Origin of the sequence: Limosilactobacillus secundus, assembly GCF_020784695.1 — a bacterium.
Taxonomy (GTDB): domain Bacteria; phylum Bacillota; class Bacilli; order Lactobacillales; family Lactobacillaceae; genus Limosilactobacillus; species Limosilactobacillus reuteri_F.
The window spans coordinates 53,939-71,888 of sequence record NZ_JAJGUA010000029.1; the positions used below are offsets into that span (position 1 = coordinate 53,939).

Genomic DNA, 17,950 nt, shown 5'->3' on the forward strand with positions numbered 1-17,950 from the left:
TTTACGTAATCGGTTTGTAATTTAGTCTTATTTAACGTATCATTATTCAGTACGATAATTCGAATGTAACTAGGTTGCAGCTAGTGGAACCCCTCTTGCTGCATTTTATATTGAAGGGAGAAAGAGAACGTGGATTTTAATCTTGCTCGTGGCGTGGACTTGCACATTATACCCACAAAACAATTTAAGATGAATCACGTCTTAATAGATTTTGCGACTCCGCAAACACCAACAAATGCTACTGCACGAAATTTATTGGCAAACCTATTAGAGACCAGCACGCATCGCTATCCAACACAGACGGCTTTGGCTCGTCAATTGGCATCTTTATATGGTGCTTATGTTAATTTATATGTTAACCGGCTGGGGACATTGCATACGGTTCGATTACGAGCAAGTTTTGTTAATGATCACTTTGTTGGTGAAGATTTATTTGAAAAGATTAGTGGCTTAATAAATGAGATCATTTTCCATCCTCTAATCGATGATGGAGAATTTGATGGTCCTACTTTTAGGATTCAATCTAATAATTTAAAAAGTGCGATAAAGTCGCTTTATGACGACAAACAATTTTTGGCTAATCAACGTCTTATGGACTTGTACTACCAAAATGATTCTGTAATGAAGGTTCCTAGTTTTGGGCAAATTGCCGATCTTGAGAACCTAAATGCTAAAAGTTTAGTTTCAACGTATCATTCAATGATTAATGAAGATAAAATTGATATTTTTGTGTTAGGTGACATCGATTCGATGCGTGCTCAGCAAGTTATTGCTAAGTTGCCTTTTAAGGATCGCGATATTGTTAATAATTCACCTTTATATCATCAAGCATTGTATGACCAAGTTCAAAGAAAAACAGAACACCAACAAGTAAATCAGGCAAAGTTAAATTTGGCATATTCTTTACCTGTCTATTATCATGACGCAGATTACTATGCTGGTTTAGTTTTCAATGGGCTTTTTGGTGGCACGCCATATTCAAAACTTTTTACGAATGTCCGTGAAAAAGCTAGTTTAGCTTATTATGCTTCTAGTCGGTTTCTTCCATTCAATGGGATTATAAGTGTTCAAACGGGAATTCAAGCGAGTGACCAAGAAAAAGTTCAAAATATGATCCAGGAACAATTGACTGCCTTACAAAATGGTGATTTTAATATTGAGACGCTAAGTGAAGTTCAAGATAGTTTGATTAACCAATACCGGGCAGGTCATGATTTGGCAAGTAATGTTTTAGAACAACAATTAGTTACCAAATTAGTTAATGAATCAGATAAGAACTTTATTACCGAAATAAAAAAAGTAACCGTAGCTGACGTCATGCGTGTTGCTAAACAAATGAAACTTCAGGCAGTTTATTTATTAAGTGGTGAGAAATAATTATATGGATAGAGAAGTTTATCAAAAATTTAACCAGTCCATTTACCGTGAACAATTATCAAATGGTTTGAAAGTCCAGCTCTTACCAATGGAAGACTACCATAAGACATATGCTATTTTAACAGCTGATTTTGGCTCCATTGATAATCATTTTATCCCGTACCATCAAAAGGAGGCTATTACTATTCCGGATGGGGTTGCCCACTTTCTTGAGCATAAAATGTTTGAGAAAAAAGATCATGATGCCTTTGACTTGTTTGGTAAACTAGGAGCTGATTCAAATGCCTTTACTAGTTTTACCCAAACAAGCTATCTTTTTTCGACGACTAGTAACCTCCATGAGAATTTAGATGTTCTATTGGATTTTGTTCAAGAGCCATACTTTACTGCAGAAACTGTGAAGAAAGAGCAGGGGATTATTGGCCAAGAGATTCAAATGTATGAAGATGATCCAAGTTGGCGGCTTTACCTAGGTATTTTAGGCAACTTGTATCCCAAAGATCCAATGCGGATTGATATCGCAGGAACTGTTGAATCAATCAGTCATATTACACCAGAAATTTTGATGGATAGTTACCGGACTTTTTATCAACCGACCAATATGAACCTTTTTCTTGTAGGACGCTTAGATCCAGAAGAAACAATGGTGTGGATCAAGCAAAATCAAGAACAAAAGATTTTCGCTCCTGCAGAGACACCACAACGGTTATTTAGCTTGAACGATTCAACTGCTCATGATGTAATTCCATTTCGTTCATTAACGATGGATATTGTTCGTCCCAAAGTGATGGTAGGGTTACGAGGGACCAAGCAATTTGATGATGGTAAAGAACGGCTTCACTACAAATTAGCAATTGATCTTTTGTTAGATGTTTTGTTTGATGACACTTCAGATAATTATTTACGTTTGTATAATAATGAAACATTAGATGACACGTTTAGCTACAACTTCGAAATGCAACGGGGCTTTCACTTTGCGTACTTTAGCTCTGATACTGATCAGATGGAACGCTTTGCAGATGAAATCATTGATATTCTTGAAAGTGCTGACCAACAAATTGAAGCGGCGCGGACAAGGTTTGAGGGAATTAAAAAAGCAGAACTAGGGCGATTAATTGGTTTATTAGATTCGCCAGAAGCAATTGCTAATCGTTATGCTGGGGAGCTCTTTGCTGGTGCTAGCTTGATGGATGAGATAGCGACCTTGGAAACTATTACGATTGATGATCTTTATCAAGTTGCAAAAGAGTTTATTACTCCTCAAGGTATTTCAGTATACCAAGTTGTTCCGCAACATCAATAAACTAAACTTTTCCTATAGATTTATTCCGATAAGCTAATATATAATTGAGCATGATATAATATCCAAGAGTAAAGATAAATGAAAATGGAGATAGAATAATGAGTGAGAACGAGAACGATCAAAAACGACTTGAAATCGGTAAAATTTTACGAAAAGCACGGGAAGAAAAGGGCTATACCCTTGATGATCTTCAACAAATGACTAAGATTCAAAAGCGGTATTTAATCGCGATTGAAGATGAAAATTTTGACGAACTTCCTGGTGACTTTTATGTTCGTGCGTTCATTAAGCAATATGCCAATACGGTGGGCTTAGATGGTAATGAATTATTGCAAAAATATGATGATCAATTGCCACAGACTAAAACGGAAGAGTATTCCGATCACTTGGCTCAAGCAGTTGAAACTCGTGCAAATCAACGAAAAACTGTTAGTGGGAGTGTAGACAAGGTGCGTAACTACATGCCAACGATTATTATTGCTTGCGTGATTATTTTAGTGTTGGCAGCTATTTGGATTACGGCCATTGCTCGCAATCATCGCGATTCTTCTACACGAATTGATAATAGTTCGGTATCCGTTTCTGGAGAGAGTCGTAAGAAGGCCTCTACTTCTGCTAAAAAGGCAAGTACAAAGGAAAGTAAATCAACGGCAATTAAGCTTCAAGAAGCACCTAATCGGAATGATACAAGCGTTACTTATACAGCAGGTCAACTTACTAAAGACACAACGCTACAAATTGAACCAAGTGATCGTTCTTGGATGCAAGTAAGAGCAAATAATAATGACTTATTAAATAAAACATTGAACAATAATGAAAAAACCAATATAAAAATAAGTCGTGACACAACTTCATTAGTAATTACGGTTGGCAACGCTCGAGCAACAAAATTAAAACTCGGTAATCAAGAAATCGACTTTACTAATAATGGCCGTTATCAAAACACGCGGAATGTAACGATTAACTTTGGGCGTACCCAAACAAGCAGCAGTTCAGCAAGTCAGCCGTCAAATAGTTCAAGCCAAGCTTCGTCATCCTCGGCACGTCCTAATAATGCTACTCAACCGTCTGCTGCTAATAATAACAGTCGTCCTCAGGCAAATGCTAGTCAGCCAAGTAATCAACCAACTCGTTAATTAAGAGGACTAAAGGAGTTAGAACATTGAATTTACCAAATAAACTAACTGTTATACGTTTAATTATTATTCCCTTTTTCTTATTATTAATGGTTCTGCCATTACAAAGCTGGGGAGCTGTAAGTTTTTGGGGAGCAACTATCCCGATGGCTCAGCTTATTGCTGCTATTTTATTTATTGCCGCAACAATTACTGATAATCTTGATGGACAAATTGCGCGGCGACAGCATCTAGTAACTAATTTTGGGAAGTTTACTGATCCGCTTGCTGATAAGTTGCTTGTCATGACTGCATTTATCGTTTTAACTGGAAATGGTGTTGTTCCATCATGGGTAACTTCAATCATTATTTGGCGAGAATTATCTGTTACGGGCTTACGCTTATTGTTAGTAGAACAAGATGGGGTAGTATTAGCCGCTAAAATGCCGGGGAAGATTAAGACAACTACGCAGTTTATTGCAATTATCTTCTTACTCTTAAATAATGTTATTTTTGCTATTTGGAATATTCCGTTTGGCCAAATTATGTTATATATTTGCTTGTTCTTTACTATTTATTCTGGAGTGGATTACTTCATTCAAGGACGCGACGTCTTTTCGGATGGATTTAAATAGGATATGAGGGTGAGAAAAAACAAAAGTTTTTTTTCACCCTCACATTTTTTATATTCATAGTTTTAAGATTTTAGTGAAAATGACTATACTTTACGTATATATATTAATAGGGGATGAAGTTTTATGGATGCAGAAATTATCTCAGTAGGAACTGAAATAGTCCTTGGGCAAATAGTTAATACTAATGCCATGTACTTAGCTAAAAGGCTAACCCAACTTGACTTACCGGCTACTTATCAAACAACTGTTGACGATCAATCGCAGAGGTTAGAGCATGTTATTGATCACGCGTTGACTCGTGCTCAATTAGTTTTTGTTTGCGGGGGACTCGGGCCAACTACAGATGATATTACGATGCCTACAGTTGCCAAAATCTTAGGGAAAGAGTTGCAGACTGACGAAGAACACTGGAAATGGATTCAAAAAACATTTGAACAGCGGCAAATAAAAATGGAAGCAGAGAATATTCGTCAAGCCCAGTATCCGCAGGGAGGAGAACCACTTATTAATCCAGTCGGGCTTGCCCTAGGATGTTGGTATGAAACTAAGGGTAAAGTCGTGGTTGTTTTACCGGGACCACCCGCCGAATTTAAAGCAATGGTTGAGAAGAGTCTGATTCCTAAACTCCAGCAATATTTCCAAACGGGAAAGAAAATTACTAGTCGGACACTAAACTTTTTAGGACGGCCGGAGTCACAATTAATGGATGAAATTGAAGAAGTTACTAACGATATAGCGGGGATCAGTATTACTTCCTATGTTCAACCAACGGCAATCCAGGTTCGACTCACCGTGCGTGACTTACCAGTGGCTGAAGCTGAAGAAAAAATTGATCAGGCGCAAAAAGCAATTCTTGCAGTTGAAGAACCATTTTTCTTTGGAGTAGGAGACGACCTCACACTTGCCAAAGTTGTCGTTGATCAATTAAAAAATCATGGTTGGAAATTGACTGCAGCAGAAAGTTTAACAGGGGGAATGTTCCAAAGTACTATTTGTTCCATACCAGGAGCCTCAACTGTTTTTAATGGTGGTTTTGTTACATATGCTATTAGTGCAAAGGAAAAGTTATTAGAAATTCCCCACAACATGATTGACCAGTACGGAGTTGTAAGTTCTGAAACTGCTGCGGCAATGGCGGAAGGGTGTCGACGAAAATTAAATGTTGAAATTGGGATTGGTTTTACTGGTGTAGCGGGTCCAGACATGTTAGAAGGACAACCAGCAGGAACGGTCTGGATTGGACTAGCAATAAAGGGGTGCCCGACTAAAACCGTGCAATTACATCTTGCATCCTATATTGGAAGACGGGCAATTCGGACATTGAGTGTTCAATATGGACTTCAATTAATTTACCGTGAACTAAAAAAATAAACGAACTTTTGTTCACTTTTTTCTTGTTTTTTTGTCTAAAACTGTTATTATTAGTTATCGGATAAACCGTAAAAAAGGAGGAATTTGATTTGGCTGACCAACGAAAAGCAGCATTAGATGTTGCTATCAGAAAGATCGAAAAGAACTTCGGTAAGGGTTCTATTATGCGAATGGGTGACGCCACTGATATGAAGGTTGCTTCGGTTTCTAGTGGTTCCCTTGCTATTGACAAGGCACTTGGAATTGGTGGATATCCTCGTGGTCGGATAGTTGAAATTTATGGCCCTGAAAGTTCTGGTAAGACTACTGTAGCATTACATGCAGTAGCAGAAGTACAACGTCAAGGCGGGACAGCAGCCTATATTGATGCTGAAAATGCTCTTGATCCTCAATATGCAGAAGCCTTAGGTGTTAATATTAATGACCTATTGCTTTCACAGCCTGATAGTGGTGAAGAAGGATTAGAAATTGCTGATGCATTGATTTCAAGTGGGGCAGTTGACTTAGTAATTGTTGATTCAGTTGCAGCATTAGTTCCTCGTGCTGAAATTGATGGTGATATGGGTGATACCCATGTTGGATTACAAGCTCGTTTGATGTCTCAGGCTCTTCGGAAACTTTCTGGTGAAATTAATAAGACAAAGACAATTGCTATCTTTATTAACCAAATTCGTGAAAAGGTTGGAGTAATGTTTGGTAACCCTGAAACAACAACTGGTGGACGTGCACTTAAATTTTACTCAACTATTCGTATGGAAATTCGTCGTGCAGAACAAATTAAGAATGGTACGGATGTTATTGGAAATAAAGCTAAAGTAAAGATTGTTAAAAATAAGGTTGCTCCACCATTCAAACGTTGTGAAATTGATATTATGTATGGTGAAGGAATATCTAAGACTGGTGAATTACTAGACATGGCAGTTGAAAACGATCTTGTTGACAAGAGCGGTGCCTGGTACTCATATGGTAACGAACGTATTGGACAAGGTCGTGAAAATGCTAAAAAGTGGCTTAAGGAACACCCAGATAGCATGAGTGAATTAATGGATAAAGTTCGTGTTGCAAATGGGATGGAACCGTTAAATGAAAAGTCAACTAAAAAAACTACTGACGATAAAGCCAGTTGTAAGACCGGTGAAAATAAACAAGAAACAATTGAAGAAGCAAGTAAAGAATAAATAATAATATTTGAAACCGAAATTCCCTAATTTTTTAGCATTAATAGCTGAATATTAGGGATTTCCCTTTTTATGATGGCTGTTTAAGCAATTGATAAATTCAATAGTTGACACCTTAGTGTGGCAAGATTAAAATTTAACTTGTGTGATGTTTTTTTGACGTTACACGGTGAAATTAATTTATTCATACCAACAACATAATAGTTGAAGCGGAGGTGAAATAGTGAAAATTTTAATGTTCGCCGCGCTTGCTATGGTTGTCGGAATTATTGTCGGCTATGTAATTCGTAAGGTTTCATATGAAAAACAAGTTGCAGAAGCACATAATGATGCTAAAGGTATTATTTCTAAAGCAAAACAAGAAGCAAAAACGGCGAAAAAAGAAGCTATTTTAGAAGCGAAAGAAGAGAGCCATCAATACCGCGAGAGAGTGGAAGATGAGCTAAAACAGCGGCGGAGTGAGGTTCAGCGACAGGAAGATCGATTACTCCAACGAGAGGCTTCTTTAGATCATAAGGATAGCGCTCTAGAAAAAAGGGAGAATGCCGTTGGCGTTCGTGAACGTAAATTAGATCAAGAAAAAGAGCAGCTTCATCAATCAAAGGAACAAGCTAATGCCTTGATTGAACAACGTAAACAAGAAGTTGAAAAAGTTGCTCAAATGTCACAAGAAGATGCTAAACAGTTATTATTATCTGAAGTAAAAGAACAGTTAAAAACTGAACGAGCAGTAATGATTCGCGACAGTGAACAAGAAGCGGAACTTTCTGCAGAACGTAATGCAAAGAAATTAATTGTTGAAGCAATTCAGCGTAGTGCTGCTGATGTTGTCTCAGAGACGACTGTTTCAGTTGTTAATCTTCCTAATGATGATATGAAGGGAAGAATAATTGGTCGTGAAGGGCGAAATATTAGAACTTTAGAGACGTTAACAGGAATTGATTTGATTATTGATGACACGCCAGAAGCTGTTGTATTGAGTGGCTTTGATCCGGTACGACGTGAGATTGCTAAGATCGCGCTTGAAAAACTAATTCAAGATGGTCGGATTCATCCTGCACGAATTGAAGAAGCGGTTGATAAGGCTCGTAAGCAAATGGATACTCAACTACGGGAGACTGGTGAGCAAGCATTATTTGATTTAGGAATTCATTCAATGCATCCAGACCTAATTAAGACGGTCGGAAGAATGAAGTACCGGACTAGTTACGGTCAAAATGTCTTAGACCACTCGATCGAAGTTGCTAAGTTGGCCGGAATTATGGCTGCTGAACTTGGGGAAGATGTTACATTAGCAAAACGTGCTGGTCTCCTCCATGATATTGGGAAAGCAATTGATCATGAAGTTGATGGTTCACATGTTGAGTTAGGTGTAGAGTTAACCCGCAAGTATAAGGAAAATAAAGTGGTTATCAATACGATTGCTTCTCACCATGGGGATGTTCCTGCCACTTCTGTGATTGCTGTTCTTGTACAAGCAGCAGATGCAATTTCAGGGGCACGTCCTGGTGCTCGAAGCGAGTCATTAGAACAATACATTCAACGTTTAAAGAAACTAGAAAGCATAGCAAACAGTTATGATGGTGTCGACCATAGTTATGCAATTCAAGCTGGTCGAGAACTTCGCGTGATTGTCAAACCGAAGAAGATTTCTGATTTGCAGGCAACAACTTTGTCACATGATATTAAGAACAAAATTGAAAAGCAATTAGAATATCCAGGACATATTAAAGTAACCGTTATTCGGGAAGTTCGAGCAGTTGATTATGCTAAATAAACTGATTTTTCAGTTCCTATAAAGAGGCTGGGTATAACCTTCAGTCTCTTTATTATTTTAAACAACATCCATCATTAACAGAGATCTTGCAGCAAATTTAGACAAAAAATATAATTAGTTTATTATTAAGATTAAAAAATATATTAACGGGGTGAAATTTAGTGGCAAAAAAAACAACACCGATGATGGAACAATATCAAAAGGTAAAAGATCAATATCCAGATGCCTTTTTATTTTACCGACTTGGTGATTTTTATGAGCTATTTAATGACGATGCAATTAAAGGAGCACAACTTCTTGAGCTAACCTTAACAACGAGAAACCATAGTGCGAAAAATCCAATTCCAATGTGTGGGGTACCCCATCGCGCAGTTAACAACTACATTGATATTTTAATTGATAAAGGTTATAAAGTAGCAATCTGCGAACAGATGGAAGACCCTAAAAAGGCGAAGGGGATGGTTAAACGAGCTGTTACCCGTTTAATTACACCTGGAACGCAAATGGATTTAAATGGTGAACAGGCACGTGATAACAATTATCTTGCAGCGATTAGTAGACAAAATGGGTTATTTAGTATTGCCTATACAGACTTATCAACTGGGGAGCTTAAAACGACGAGCTTAAATAATGCAAATGACGCAGTTAATGAATTGGTTAATCTCCAAAGTAAGGAAGTAGTTGTGGATGGTGAACTACCAGTTGAAATAACAACTCAGTTTAAGCAACGAAATATCCTTCAATCACATCAGCCAACGGTCCTTAAAAATGCTGAGATTAGTTATCTTACTCAAGATCTTGATGATCAAGCCCAACAGCACGTTGTTGCGTTACTTGTGTCGTACTTATTAACGACCCAAAAGCGCTCTTTAGCCCATTTGCAGAAAGCAATTGCATATCAACCAAGTTCTTTTATGAAGATTGACCACTATTCAAAAACAAATCTTGAATTAATGCGCAATATGCGAAGTGGGAAGCGTCAGGGGACCTTAGCATGGCTTTTAGATGAGACAAAAACAGCGATGGGCAGTCGTCTTCTTAAACGGTGGATTGACCGGCCATTAATTAATCAAAATGCAATCAGTGAACGACAAGATAAGGTCCAAGAATTACTAGACCACTATTTTGAGAGAAGTAATTTGCAGCAAGAGTTAATTAAGGTATATGACCTTGAACGCTTAGCAGGGCGGGTTGCCTATGGAAGTGTTAATGGACGTGATCTTATTCAACTTAAGACTTCCTTAAGGCAAGTTCCTAAACTAAAATACGTTTTAGAAACTCTTGATTCACCTGTCTTTGAAGAATTGCAAAAACAATTGGATCCTTTGGACGATGTGGCAGATTTAATTGATCACTCAATTGTTGAAGAACCGCCAATTGCTATTACTGAAGGTGGCGTAATTAAGGATGGCTATAATGACCAATTAGACCAATACCGTGATGCGATGAATAATGGAAAACAGTGGATTGCAGACCTGCAAGAACATGAACGGAAATTAACGGGCATAAATAACCTTAAAATTGGTTATAATCATGTATTTGGCTATTATATTGAGGTTACAAAAGTTAATCTTGACAAGCTTCCTAAAGATCGCTACGAGCGTAAACAAACCTTAGTTAATGCTGAACGTTTTTCTACTCCAGAATTAAAAGAAAAAGAGGCATTGATAATGGGGGCGCAAGAAAAGTCGACAGCCTTGGAATATGATATTTTTGTTAAAATCCGTGAACAAGTCAAGGAGCAAATTACACGCCTACAAAAATTAGCACAACAACTTGCGGAATTAGATGTACTCCAAAGCTTTGCGGTTGTTAGTGAAGACTACCACTTTGTCCGTCCTGAAATGAATACTGGTCACGTATTAAAAATTAAAGATGGTCGTCACCCAGTTGTGGAAAAGTTTATGGGACATCAGGAATATGTGCCTAATGATGTTTTGATGGGAGAAGATACTGATATTCTCCTGATTACTGGGCCAAACATGTCAGGGAAGAGTACCTATATGCGTCAGCTAGCATTGATTGCAGTGATGGCACAAATTGGCTGTTTTGTCCCTGCCAAATCCGCTGAATTGCCAATTTTTGATCAAGTCTTTACCCGAATTGGGGCGGCTGACGACTTAATCTCTGGTGAAAGTACCTTCATGGTTGAAATGATGGAAGCAAATAATGCTTTGACTCATGCCACAGATCGTAGTTTGATCCTCTTTGATGAAATTGGCCGGGGAACCGCAACTTATGATGGGATGGCATTGGCTCAAGCGATTATTGAGTATGTTCATCAGCATGTTCGTGCTAAAACGCTATTTTCAACTCACTATCATGAACTGACAGCTCTTGAGCATAGCTTGTCGCGGCTTAAAAATGTTCATGTAGGGGCAACGGAAAAAGATGGGGAGTTAGTATTCTTGCATAAGGTAAGTGCAGGCCCTGCAGATAAGTCTTACGGAATCCACGTGGCTAAACTAGCAGGAATGCCGTCCTCATTATTAAAACGTGCAGATACTATTTTGCAAAAATTAGAGCAAAAGGATGTAAAACTACCGAACACACCTAAACCAGCAACAGATAATTACCATACAGAACCAATATCAGCGAAGATAAATGAAGCGGCAACGGTAAAGAAAGAGTCTGCACCAGCTGTTGAAGATAATGGTCAACTTGAATTATTTGCTACTCAACCTGAGAAAAAAGAATCGAGTATTGATCGGCGGATTTTACATCAATTAAAAGAACTTAATTTAATGGGAATGACACCCATGGATGTAATGAATCAAATTTATAAGTGGCAGCAGAAATTGAAATAAGGTGATATTTAATGGGAAAGATTCATGAATTAGATAATATTTTAGCCAATCAAATTGCTGCCGGTGAAGTAATTGAACGTCCAGCATCAATTGTAAAAGAATTAGTTGAAAATTCATTGGATGCCCATAGTCACCGTGTAGATATTATTGTGGAAAATTCTGGTTTAGACAGTGTGCGCGTGATTGATGATGGTGACGGAATCGCTGCTGAAGATATTAGTCTTGCATTTCACCGTCATGCAACTAGTAAGATTAATTCTCGCCATGACCTCTTTAAGGTGCAGACAATGGGATTTCGTGGTGAAGCGTTACCTAGTATTGCTTCAGTCGCTGATGTAACGCTTACGACTGCTCAAGCTGGTCAAGAAGAAGGAACAATGATCCATTTACGGGGAGGGAAAGAATTAGTAGTGAAGCCGGCTGGTGCGCGTCAAGGAACCGATATTAAGGTAACCGACTTATTCTTTAACACTCCTGCGCGATTAAAGTACTTAAAATCACCCCAAACGGAGCTAACCAGAATTACGGACATCATTAATCGGCTTGCCCTTGCTAATCCAGCGGTTGCTTTTAGCTTTACCCATAATGGGCGGGAATTATTTCGATCGGCAGGTAATAATAACTTACAGCAAGTAGTTGCAGCAATTTATGGCGTTCAAGCAGGACGCAAGATGCTTGAGATAAGTGGGGCAGATGATGATTTTAACGTTAGTGGTTTTGTTTCCTTACCAGAATTAACACGGGCATCACGTCAATATATCACAATCACAATCAACCATCGGTATATTCGTAATTTTGAATTAACAAAGGCAATTATTCAGGGATATGAATCGAAACTAATGGTTGGTCGCTACCCGATTGCTGTAATCAACATTGATCTGGATCCTGTTTTGGTTGATGTGAATGTCCATCCAGCTAAACGCGAGGTTCGTTTGAGCAAAGAACAGCAACTAATAAAATTGATTGCTGAGACAATTCGGAAACGGATAGCAGTTGAGAACTTAATTCCAGATGTAGATGCTGATCAATTTATTCCTAATGATGATGAGGTAGCGGACCTTGATCGTCGATTAAAGGAAGCATCACCTGTTTATCACGCCGCTCCGATTTCGGCAGTATCAGCCACAGAAAAGGCGGCAACTGAGATTTCAACTCCAGAAGCTGATAATCCTGCCCATGCTGACGCGCTTGATAGTGAAATCCCAGCACCAATCGTTATTCACCATGTTGAAGATTTAAATACGCCAGCAATGCAAAAGTTTGATGAACGTTATCAAAATGAGGGGGAAGTGACACTATTTTCTACTCCTGTTCCTGCCATAAGGAAAAAATCGGTAAAACCTGCCAATATGGAATTGGATGTCCATGATAAACAAGATCAGCAGCAAAATCGGTTTCCTGATCTTCAATATATTGGTCAGCTTCAGGGAACCTTTTTATTAGCACAAGCAGGAGATGGGCTTTACATTGTTGACCAACATGCTGCTCAGGAGCGAATCAATTATGAGTATTATCGTCAAAAAATTGGGGAAGTGAGCGCTGATCAGCAAAATTTCTTGGTTCCGCTTGTTCTTAATTATTCGACTGTCGATACAATGACAATTAATCAGCATCTTGATACTCTGGCAGCGGTCGGATTAGAATTAGAGTCATTTGGTCAAAATAGTTTTATTTTGCGCTCCCATCCGACATGGTTTAAAGAGGGGCAAGAAGAAGACACGGCCAAAGAAATGATTGACTGGTTAATTAAGAATGGAAAGCTAACCGTCAAAGAATTTCGAATGAAAACAGCGATTATGATGAGCTGTAAGCGGGCTATAAAGGCTAACCACCACCTTGACGAACGAGAAGCTAAAGCGTTGCTGAAACGATTGCCACAATGTGAAAATCCTTTTAATTGTCCACATGGGCGTCCGGTAACTGTTCATTTTAATGATCAGGATTTAGAAAAAATGTTTAAACGAATTCAGGATTCACATACCCCATATGCGGACGATTTTGATGACCATGAATTTTAAGGAGGAACTACCTTGTACGAATACTTAACAGGCCTTATAACCATCGTTGCTCCACAATATATCGTTGTTGATGTGAATGGAGTTGGTTACAAACTACTAGTTGCTAATCCCTATCGTTATCAAGAGGATCGGACTAAGAAGGTCCAAGTATATGTTTACCAAGCAGTGCGTGAAGATAATATTTCCTTGTTTGGCTTCACAGATCAAAATGAAAAAAATCTGTTTATGCAATTAATCAATGTTTCTGGAATTGGACCAAAGAGTGCTTTAGCAATTTTAGCTAACCCTGATCATCAAGGACTTGTTGATGCAATTACTAATAATAATGTTAGCTATTTAACTAAGTTCCCAGGAATCGGGAAAAAGACAGCATCGCAAATTGTGTTAGACTTACGTGATAAGCTTACTAATGAAAGTAGCAACTCATTATTTACAACAACTCAGCTTACCGTTGATGCAACAGGCAATCGTGAGTTGAAAGACGCTTTGGAAGCATTGGCTGCATTAGGATACAAGGAACGGGATATTAAAAAGGTTCAAAAGGCATTAATGAAAGAAGAACAAATGGCAACTGATGAATACTTAAGACAAGCATTAAGGTTGCTTAACTAGGAGGTGCAGGACTTGTGGAAAATGATCATGGTATTTTATCAGATCACCCATCCGGAGAAGAAGAAAGCCAGGTTGAGATAACTCTTCGACCGCAGAAATTGAGGGAATATATTGGTCAACCTAAAATCAAGCACGAATTAGAAGTATATATTAAGGCTGCTCAATCCCGAGAAGAAGCCCTTGATCATGTATTGTTATATGGTCCTCCAGGATTAGGAAAGACAACTTTGGCGATGGTAATTGCTAATGAGATGGGCGTTAATATTAAAACGACTAGTGGGCCGGCGATTGAAAAGCCAGGGGATTTAGTAGCTTTATTGAATGAGCTGAAACCGGGGGATGTCCTTTTTGTTGATGAAATCCATCGGTTACCCAAAGTTGTGGAAGAAATGCTTTATTCAGCGATGGAAGATTACTATATTGATATTGTTATTGGCGAGGGACCAACTGCGCACCCCGTTCATTTTCCCCTTCCGCCATTTACATTAATTGGGGCAACGACACGAGCCGGAATGTTATCGGCACCATTACGTGATCGTTTCGGGATTGTTGAACACATGAACTACTATAGTCAAGATGAATTGACAAAAATTATTTTTCGTTCTGCCAAGATTTTCCATACTAGTATTCAAGATGAAGGGGCCCACGAACTATCTCTTCGTTCACGTGGTACACCACGAATCGCAAATCGACTTTTAAAACGAGTACGTGATTTTGCCCAGGTAGCAGGGAAACAAAGTATTGATTCGACAATTGTTAAGCAAGCATTATCCCTTCTCCAAGTTGATGATCGGGGCTTAGATGAGATTGATCGGAAAATGCTGTTAACGATGATCAATTTCTACCATGGAGGTCCAGTAGGATTAAAAACAATTGCGGCAAATATTGGTGAAGAAACTAATACGATTGAAGAAATGTATGAACCATATCTATTACAGATTGGCTTTATTAGTCGCACCCCTCGCGGCCGGTTAGTGACACCGACAGCATATGAACATTTAGGGATTGAGTATCCTACTGATAAAAATTGATTGAGGAAAATTATGAGTAAGTTAGAATTTACAATTAATCAAAGTGATGGCCAAGCACGAACCGGACTTTTGCAGGTTAATGGACGACAAATTGAAACACCGGCTTTGGTTGCAAGTGGAGATGAATTAGCAAAGTTATCACCTATCCAGCTTAATCAGGCTGGTGTAAATGCAGTTAAGACAAGTGGGTTAAAGCGGTGGCTAAAATATGCCTCGATGACTGAAAAATTAGGAGATCTCCACCAACTTTTTCAGTGGGATGGCCTTTTATTTGTGGATTTGGAAACTGAGAAGGCCTATCACTTAGCAAAGCCACGCGGAAAAAAACATGATGGGGTTCGTTTTCATGATCCGGTAACGGGACAACTAAAATTTTGGCAACCAGAAACTGCTCTTCAAGTTCAAGAAGCGCTCGGGGCTGATATTTTTCAAAGCTTTGACCAAGCAACAGATTATTATGCGCCAGTTGACGATTTAAACGCTGGGGTAAACCAAACCAATGACTGGTTATCTGATGTCACCCCCAAAAAAGGACAAGCACTTGGTTCAATTGTTGGTGGCGGCTTAAAAGCTTTGCGAACAGCTAGTATTAAGGCAGTTGATGAGGCTGGATTAAGCGGCTATCGGTTGAGTGGAATTCCTAGCAACTTAGATGATCAAGAATTTAGTCGAATTGTTAACGAAATTACGCCTAAACTAGAAGAAAAGAAACTACGCTATCTCCCTGCTGCACTTTCTTTTAACCAGATGCTAGCGGCAGTTTTAGCAGGAGTAGATTTAATTGATAGCAATCTAGCAGCTAAAAAAGCGGCGAATGGGATTGCATTAGTTAATCAAGGGACAACAGTTCTTCATCTTGATCGGCAACATTTTAGCTTCGATTTCCAAGTACTCGATCGTCAATGTGCATGTGCTACTTGTCGCGCGGGCTATTCGCGGGCATTGCTCCATAGCTTAATTACCAATCATAGTCTTTACGGTGAACAACTTCTGCTACAGCATAATCTGTTTACCCTCAATAAATTAATGGGTGGTTTACGACAGGCAATTAAAAATCGTCAAACAAAAAAATTTGTTCAAGAATTATTGCAGAATCAATAGAGCATATAGCTTTTTATAGTAAAGTTTGTTAAAGTTAATATTAGTTAACTTTTTGAAGGGATGGATAAACCGTGAATAGTTTGAGTAGTTTTGTTCTTGGTGCTGCTTCATCTAATAATGCAAGTGGTTACTCAGGAATTATTTTAATCATCTTAATGGTAGCATTAATGTACTTCTTTATGATTCGCCCACAACAAAAGCAACGTAAAGAACACCAAGAGATGATGAATGAATTACACCCAGGTGATGAAGTTGTTACGATTGGCCGGATGCATGGTAAGATTGATTCAATCAATAAGGCTGACCGGACAGTTACATTAGATTGTGAAGGGATCTATCTTACTTTTGATATGGTAGCAATTGCCCGCGTTATCAAACGAGCAGATGCACCAGCTAATGAAGCTTCACAAGATCATAAAGCTGTTGCTAGTTCTGCGGCCGCTAGTTCTGAAAATACTTCAGCAGATAGTGTTGCTAGTGAATCGCCATCTGCAGCGAGTGCTAGTGATGAACAAAAAGACAGTGAAGAAAAATAATTTAATTTAGATGAAAATAGTCGTAAATAAGCGAATATTTTCATCTTTTTTATTTGGTTGTTAATCGCGTTTATTGCTATACTAAAAGATAGTGTTAAATTTTATTCGGGTAAGGAGAAATAGCATAATGGCAAATCCATTAACAGCAATTTTTGAACAAATCAAAAAATACAATAAAATAATTATTCATCGGCATCAACGCCCTGATCCAGATGCGATTGGCTCACAAGTTGGCCTTGCAGAAATTTTGCGTGCTTCATTCCCATATAAGCAAATTTATGTTGTAGGAAAGCATATTCCAGGGTTTGATTGGATCGGTGAAATGGATACGATTGACAATCAAACATTTGATGATGCATTAGTAATTGTTACGGATACAGCAAATGCGCCACGAATTGATGATCGACGCTTTGATAATGGGGACAAGCTTATTAAGATTGATCACCATCCTAATGATGAACCCTTTGGCGATATTATGTGGGTTGAACCAGATGCTTCTAGCTGTTCTGAAATGATTTATAGTTTTTATCAACGATTTGCAAAAGAATTAACTCTTCCCCAGAAGGCTGCCCATGCCTTATACGCAGGAATTATTGGCGATACAGGACGTTTCCTTTATCCAGCAACAACTCCTCGAACGATGCTAGTTGCAGGTTCGTTAATGGCGGCCGGCGCAAATGCAGCGGAAATTAGTCAGCACGAAAATGAAATTACCTTACCAGTGGCTCGGCTATCAGCATATGTTTATGAAAATTTGCAGATACTAGATAATGGAGCCGCATATGTTATCTTAACCAATGAAATTTTAGAACAATTTGGATTAACTGAAGCCGGGACGTCCGCAATTGTTTCTTTACCGGGTCGAATTCATGATGTTATTGCCTGGGCAATTTTTGTAGAACAAGAAGATGGCCATTATCGCATTCGTCTCCGTTCAAAGGGGCCAACAATTAATGAATTAGCTAAGCAGCACGATGGCGGCGGGCATCCCCTTGCTAGTGGCGCCAAGGCTAAAGATGAAGCAGAAATTAAACAAGTGATTGATGAATTGGACCAATTAACACAAAGTTACGCAAACCAAAAATGAAA

At 38.6% G+C, this 17,950-nt stretch carries 14 protein-coding genes; all 14 read left to right on the forward strand.

Going from position 1 to position 17,950, the window contains the following annotated elements:
* Positions 1 to 129: 129 nt before the first annotated feature.
* The 14 genes from yfmF (at position 130) to LMB57_RS04145 (ending at position 17,948) form a co-directional block, all read left to right on the forward strand.
* Positions 130 to 1,377 carry an EF-P 5-aminopentanol modification-associated protein YfmF gene (yfmF, locus tag LMB57_RS04080; RefSeq protein ID WP_229271280.1) on the forward strand — a complete coding sequence of 416 codons (1,248 nt, stop codon included), beginning with the start codon at positions 130 to 132 and terminating at the stop codon, positions 1,375 to 1,377.
* Between the two features lie 4 nt (positions 1,378 to 1,381).
* Positions 1,382 to 2,680, forward strand: coding sequence for an EF-P 5-aminopentanol modification-associated protein YfmH (gene yfmH, locus LMB57_RS04085; RefSeq protein ID WP_229271281.1), 1,299 nt, complete (start codon positions 1,382 to 1,384; stop codon positions 2,678 to 2,680).
* A gap of 98 nt (positions 2,681 to 2,778) precedes the next feature.
* Complete coding sequence (locus LMB57_RS04090; protein WP_229271282.1) at positions 2,779 to 3,816, forward strand: helix-turn-helix domain-containing protein; 1,038 nt, start codon at positions 2,779 to 2,781, stop codon at positions 3,814 to 3,816.
* 26 nt (positions 3,817 to 3,842) lie between these two features.
* A complete protein-coding gene (gene pgsA / locus LMB57_RS04095; protein WP_229271283.1) occupies positions 3,843 to 4,430 on the forward strand; it encodes a CDP-diacylglycerol--glycerol-3-phosphate 3-phosphatidyltransferase in 588 nt (195 codons plus the stop codon).
* 123 nt (positions 4,431 to 4,553) lie between these two features.
* Positions 4,554 to 5,801, forward strand: coding sequence for a competence/damage-inducible protein A (locus tag LMB57_RS04100; RefSeq protein WP_229271284.1), 1,248 nt, complete (start codon positions 4,554 to 4,556; stop codon positions 5,799 to 5,801).
* An 89-nt stretch (positions 5,802 to 5,890) separates the two neighbouring features.
* Positions 5,891 to 6,979: a recombinase RecA gene (gene recA, locus LMB57_RS04105; RefSeq protein WP_229271285.1), complete on the forward strand. Its 1,089-nt coding sequence runs from the start codon at positions 5,891 to 5,893 to the stop codon at positions 6,977 to 6,979.
* Between the two features lie 235 nt (positions 6,980 to 7,214).
* Entirely contained in the window at positions 7,215 to 8,756 is a 1,542-nt protein-coding gene (gene rny, locus LMB57_RS04110) for a ribonuclease Y (RefSeq protein ID WP_229271327.1), read from the forward strand.
* Between the two features lie 161 nt (positions 8,757 to 8,917).
* The gene (gene mutS, locus LMB57_RS04115; protein WP_229271286.1) at positions 8,918 to 11,563 is read left to right on the forward strand and encodes a DNA mismatch repair protein MutS; all 2,646 of its coding nucleotides are present in this window, start codon (positions 8,918 to 8,920) and stop codon (positions 11,561 to 11,563) included.
* A gap of 11 nt (positions 11,564 to 11,574) precedes the next feature.
* Complete coding sequence (mutL, locus tag LMB57_RS04120; protein ID WP_229271287.1) at positions 11,575 to 13,581, forward strand: DNA mismatch repair endonuclease MutL; 2,007 nt, start codon at positions 11,575 to 11,577, stop codon at positions 13,579 to 13,581.
* Between the two features lie 12 nt (positions 13,582 to 13,593).
* Entirely contained in the window at positions 13,594 to 14,193 is a 600-nt protein-coding gene (gene ruvA, locus LMB57_RS04125; RefSeq protein WP_229271289.1) for a Holliday junction branch migration protein RuvA, read from the forward strand.
* Between the two features lie 14 nt (positions 14,194 to 14,207).
* Complete coding sequence (gene ruvB / locus LMB57_RS04130) at positions 14,208 to 15,224, forward strand: Holliday junction branch migration DNA helicase RuvB (protein WP_229271291.1); 1,017 nt, start codon at positions 14,208 to 14,210, stop codon at positions 15,222 to 15,224.
* A 12-nt stretch (positions 15,225 to 15,236) separates the two neighbouring features.
* Positions 15,237 to 16,325, forward strand: a complete 1,089-nt coding sequence (locus LMB57_RS04135; RefSeq protein WP_229271292.1) for a tRNA-ribosyltransferase family protein — start codon at positions 15,237 to 15,239, stop codon at positions 16,323 to 16,325.
* A gap of 71 nt (positions 16,326 to 16,396) precedes the next feature.
* The gene (gene yajC, locus LMB57_RS04140; protein WP_229271293.1) at positions 16,397 to 16,861 is read left to right on the forward strand and encodes a preprotein translocase subunit YajC; all 465 of its coding nucleotides are present in this window, start codon (positions 16,397 to 16,399) and stop codon (positions 16,859 to 16,861) included.
* A 127-nt stretch (positions 16,862 to 16,988) separates the two neighbouring features.
* Positions 16,989 to 17,948, forward strand: a complete 960-nt coding sequence (locus LMB57_RS04145; protein WP_229271294.1) for a DHH family phosphoesterase — start codon at positions 16,989 to 16,991, stop codon at positions 17,946 to 17,948.
* Positions 17,949 to 17,950 lie beyond the last annotated feature (2 nt).

Excerpts from the sequence above, each read along its gene's own strand:
- yfmH (WP_229271281.1), top strand. The coding sequence starts at position 1,382 with ATGGATAGAGAAGTTTATCAAAAATTTAACCAGTCCATTTACCGTGAA.
- LMB57_RS04090 (WP_229271282.1), top strand. The coding sequence starts at position 2,779 with ATGAGTGAGAACGAGAACGATCAAAAACGACTTGAAATCGGTAAAATT.
- LMB57_RS04100 (WP_229271284.1), top strand. The coding sequence starts at position 4,554 with ATGGATGCAGAAATTATCTCAGTAGGAACTGAAATAGTCCTTGGGCAA.
- rny (WP_229271327.1), top strand. The coding sequence starts at position 7,215 with ATGTTCGCCGCGCTTGCTATGGTTGTCGGAATTATTGTCGGCTATGTA.
- mutL (WP_229271287.1), top strand. The coding sequence starts at position 11,575 with ATGGGAAAGATTCATGAATTAGATAATATTTTAGCCAATCAAATTGCT.
- LMB57_RS04135 (WP_229271292.1), top strand. The coding sequence starts at position 15,237 with ATGAGTAAGTTAGAATTTACAATTAATCAAAGTGATGGCCAAGCACGA.
- LMB57_RS04145 (WP_229271294.1), top strand. The coding sequence starts at position 16,989 with ATGGCAAATCCATTAACAGCAATTTTTGAACAAATCAAAAAATACAAT.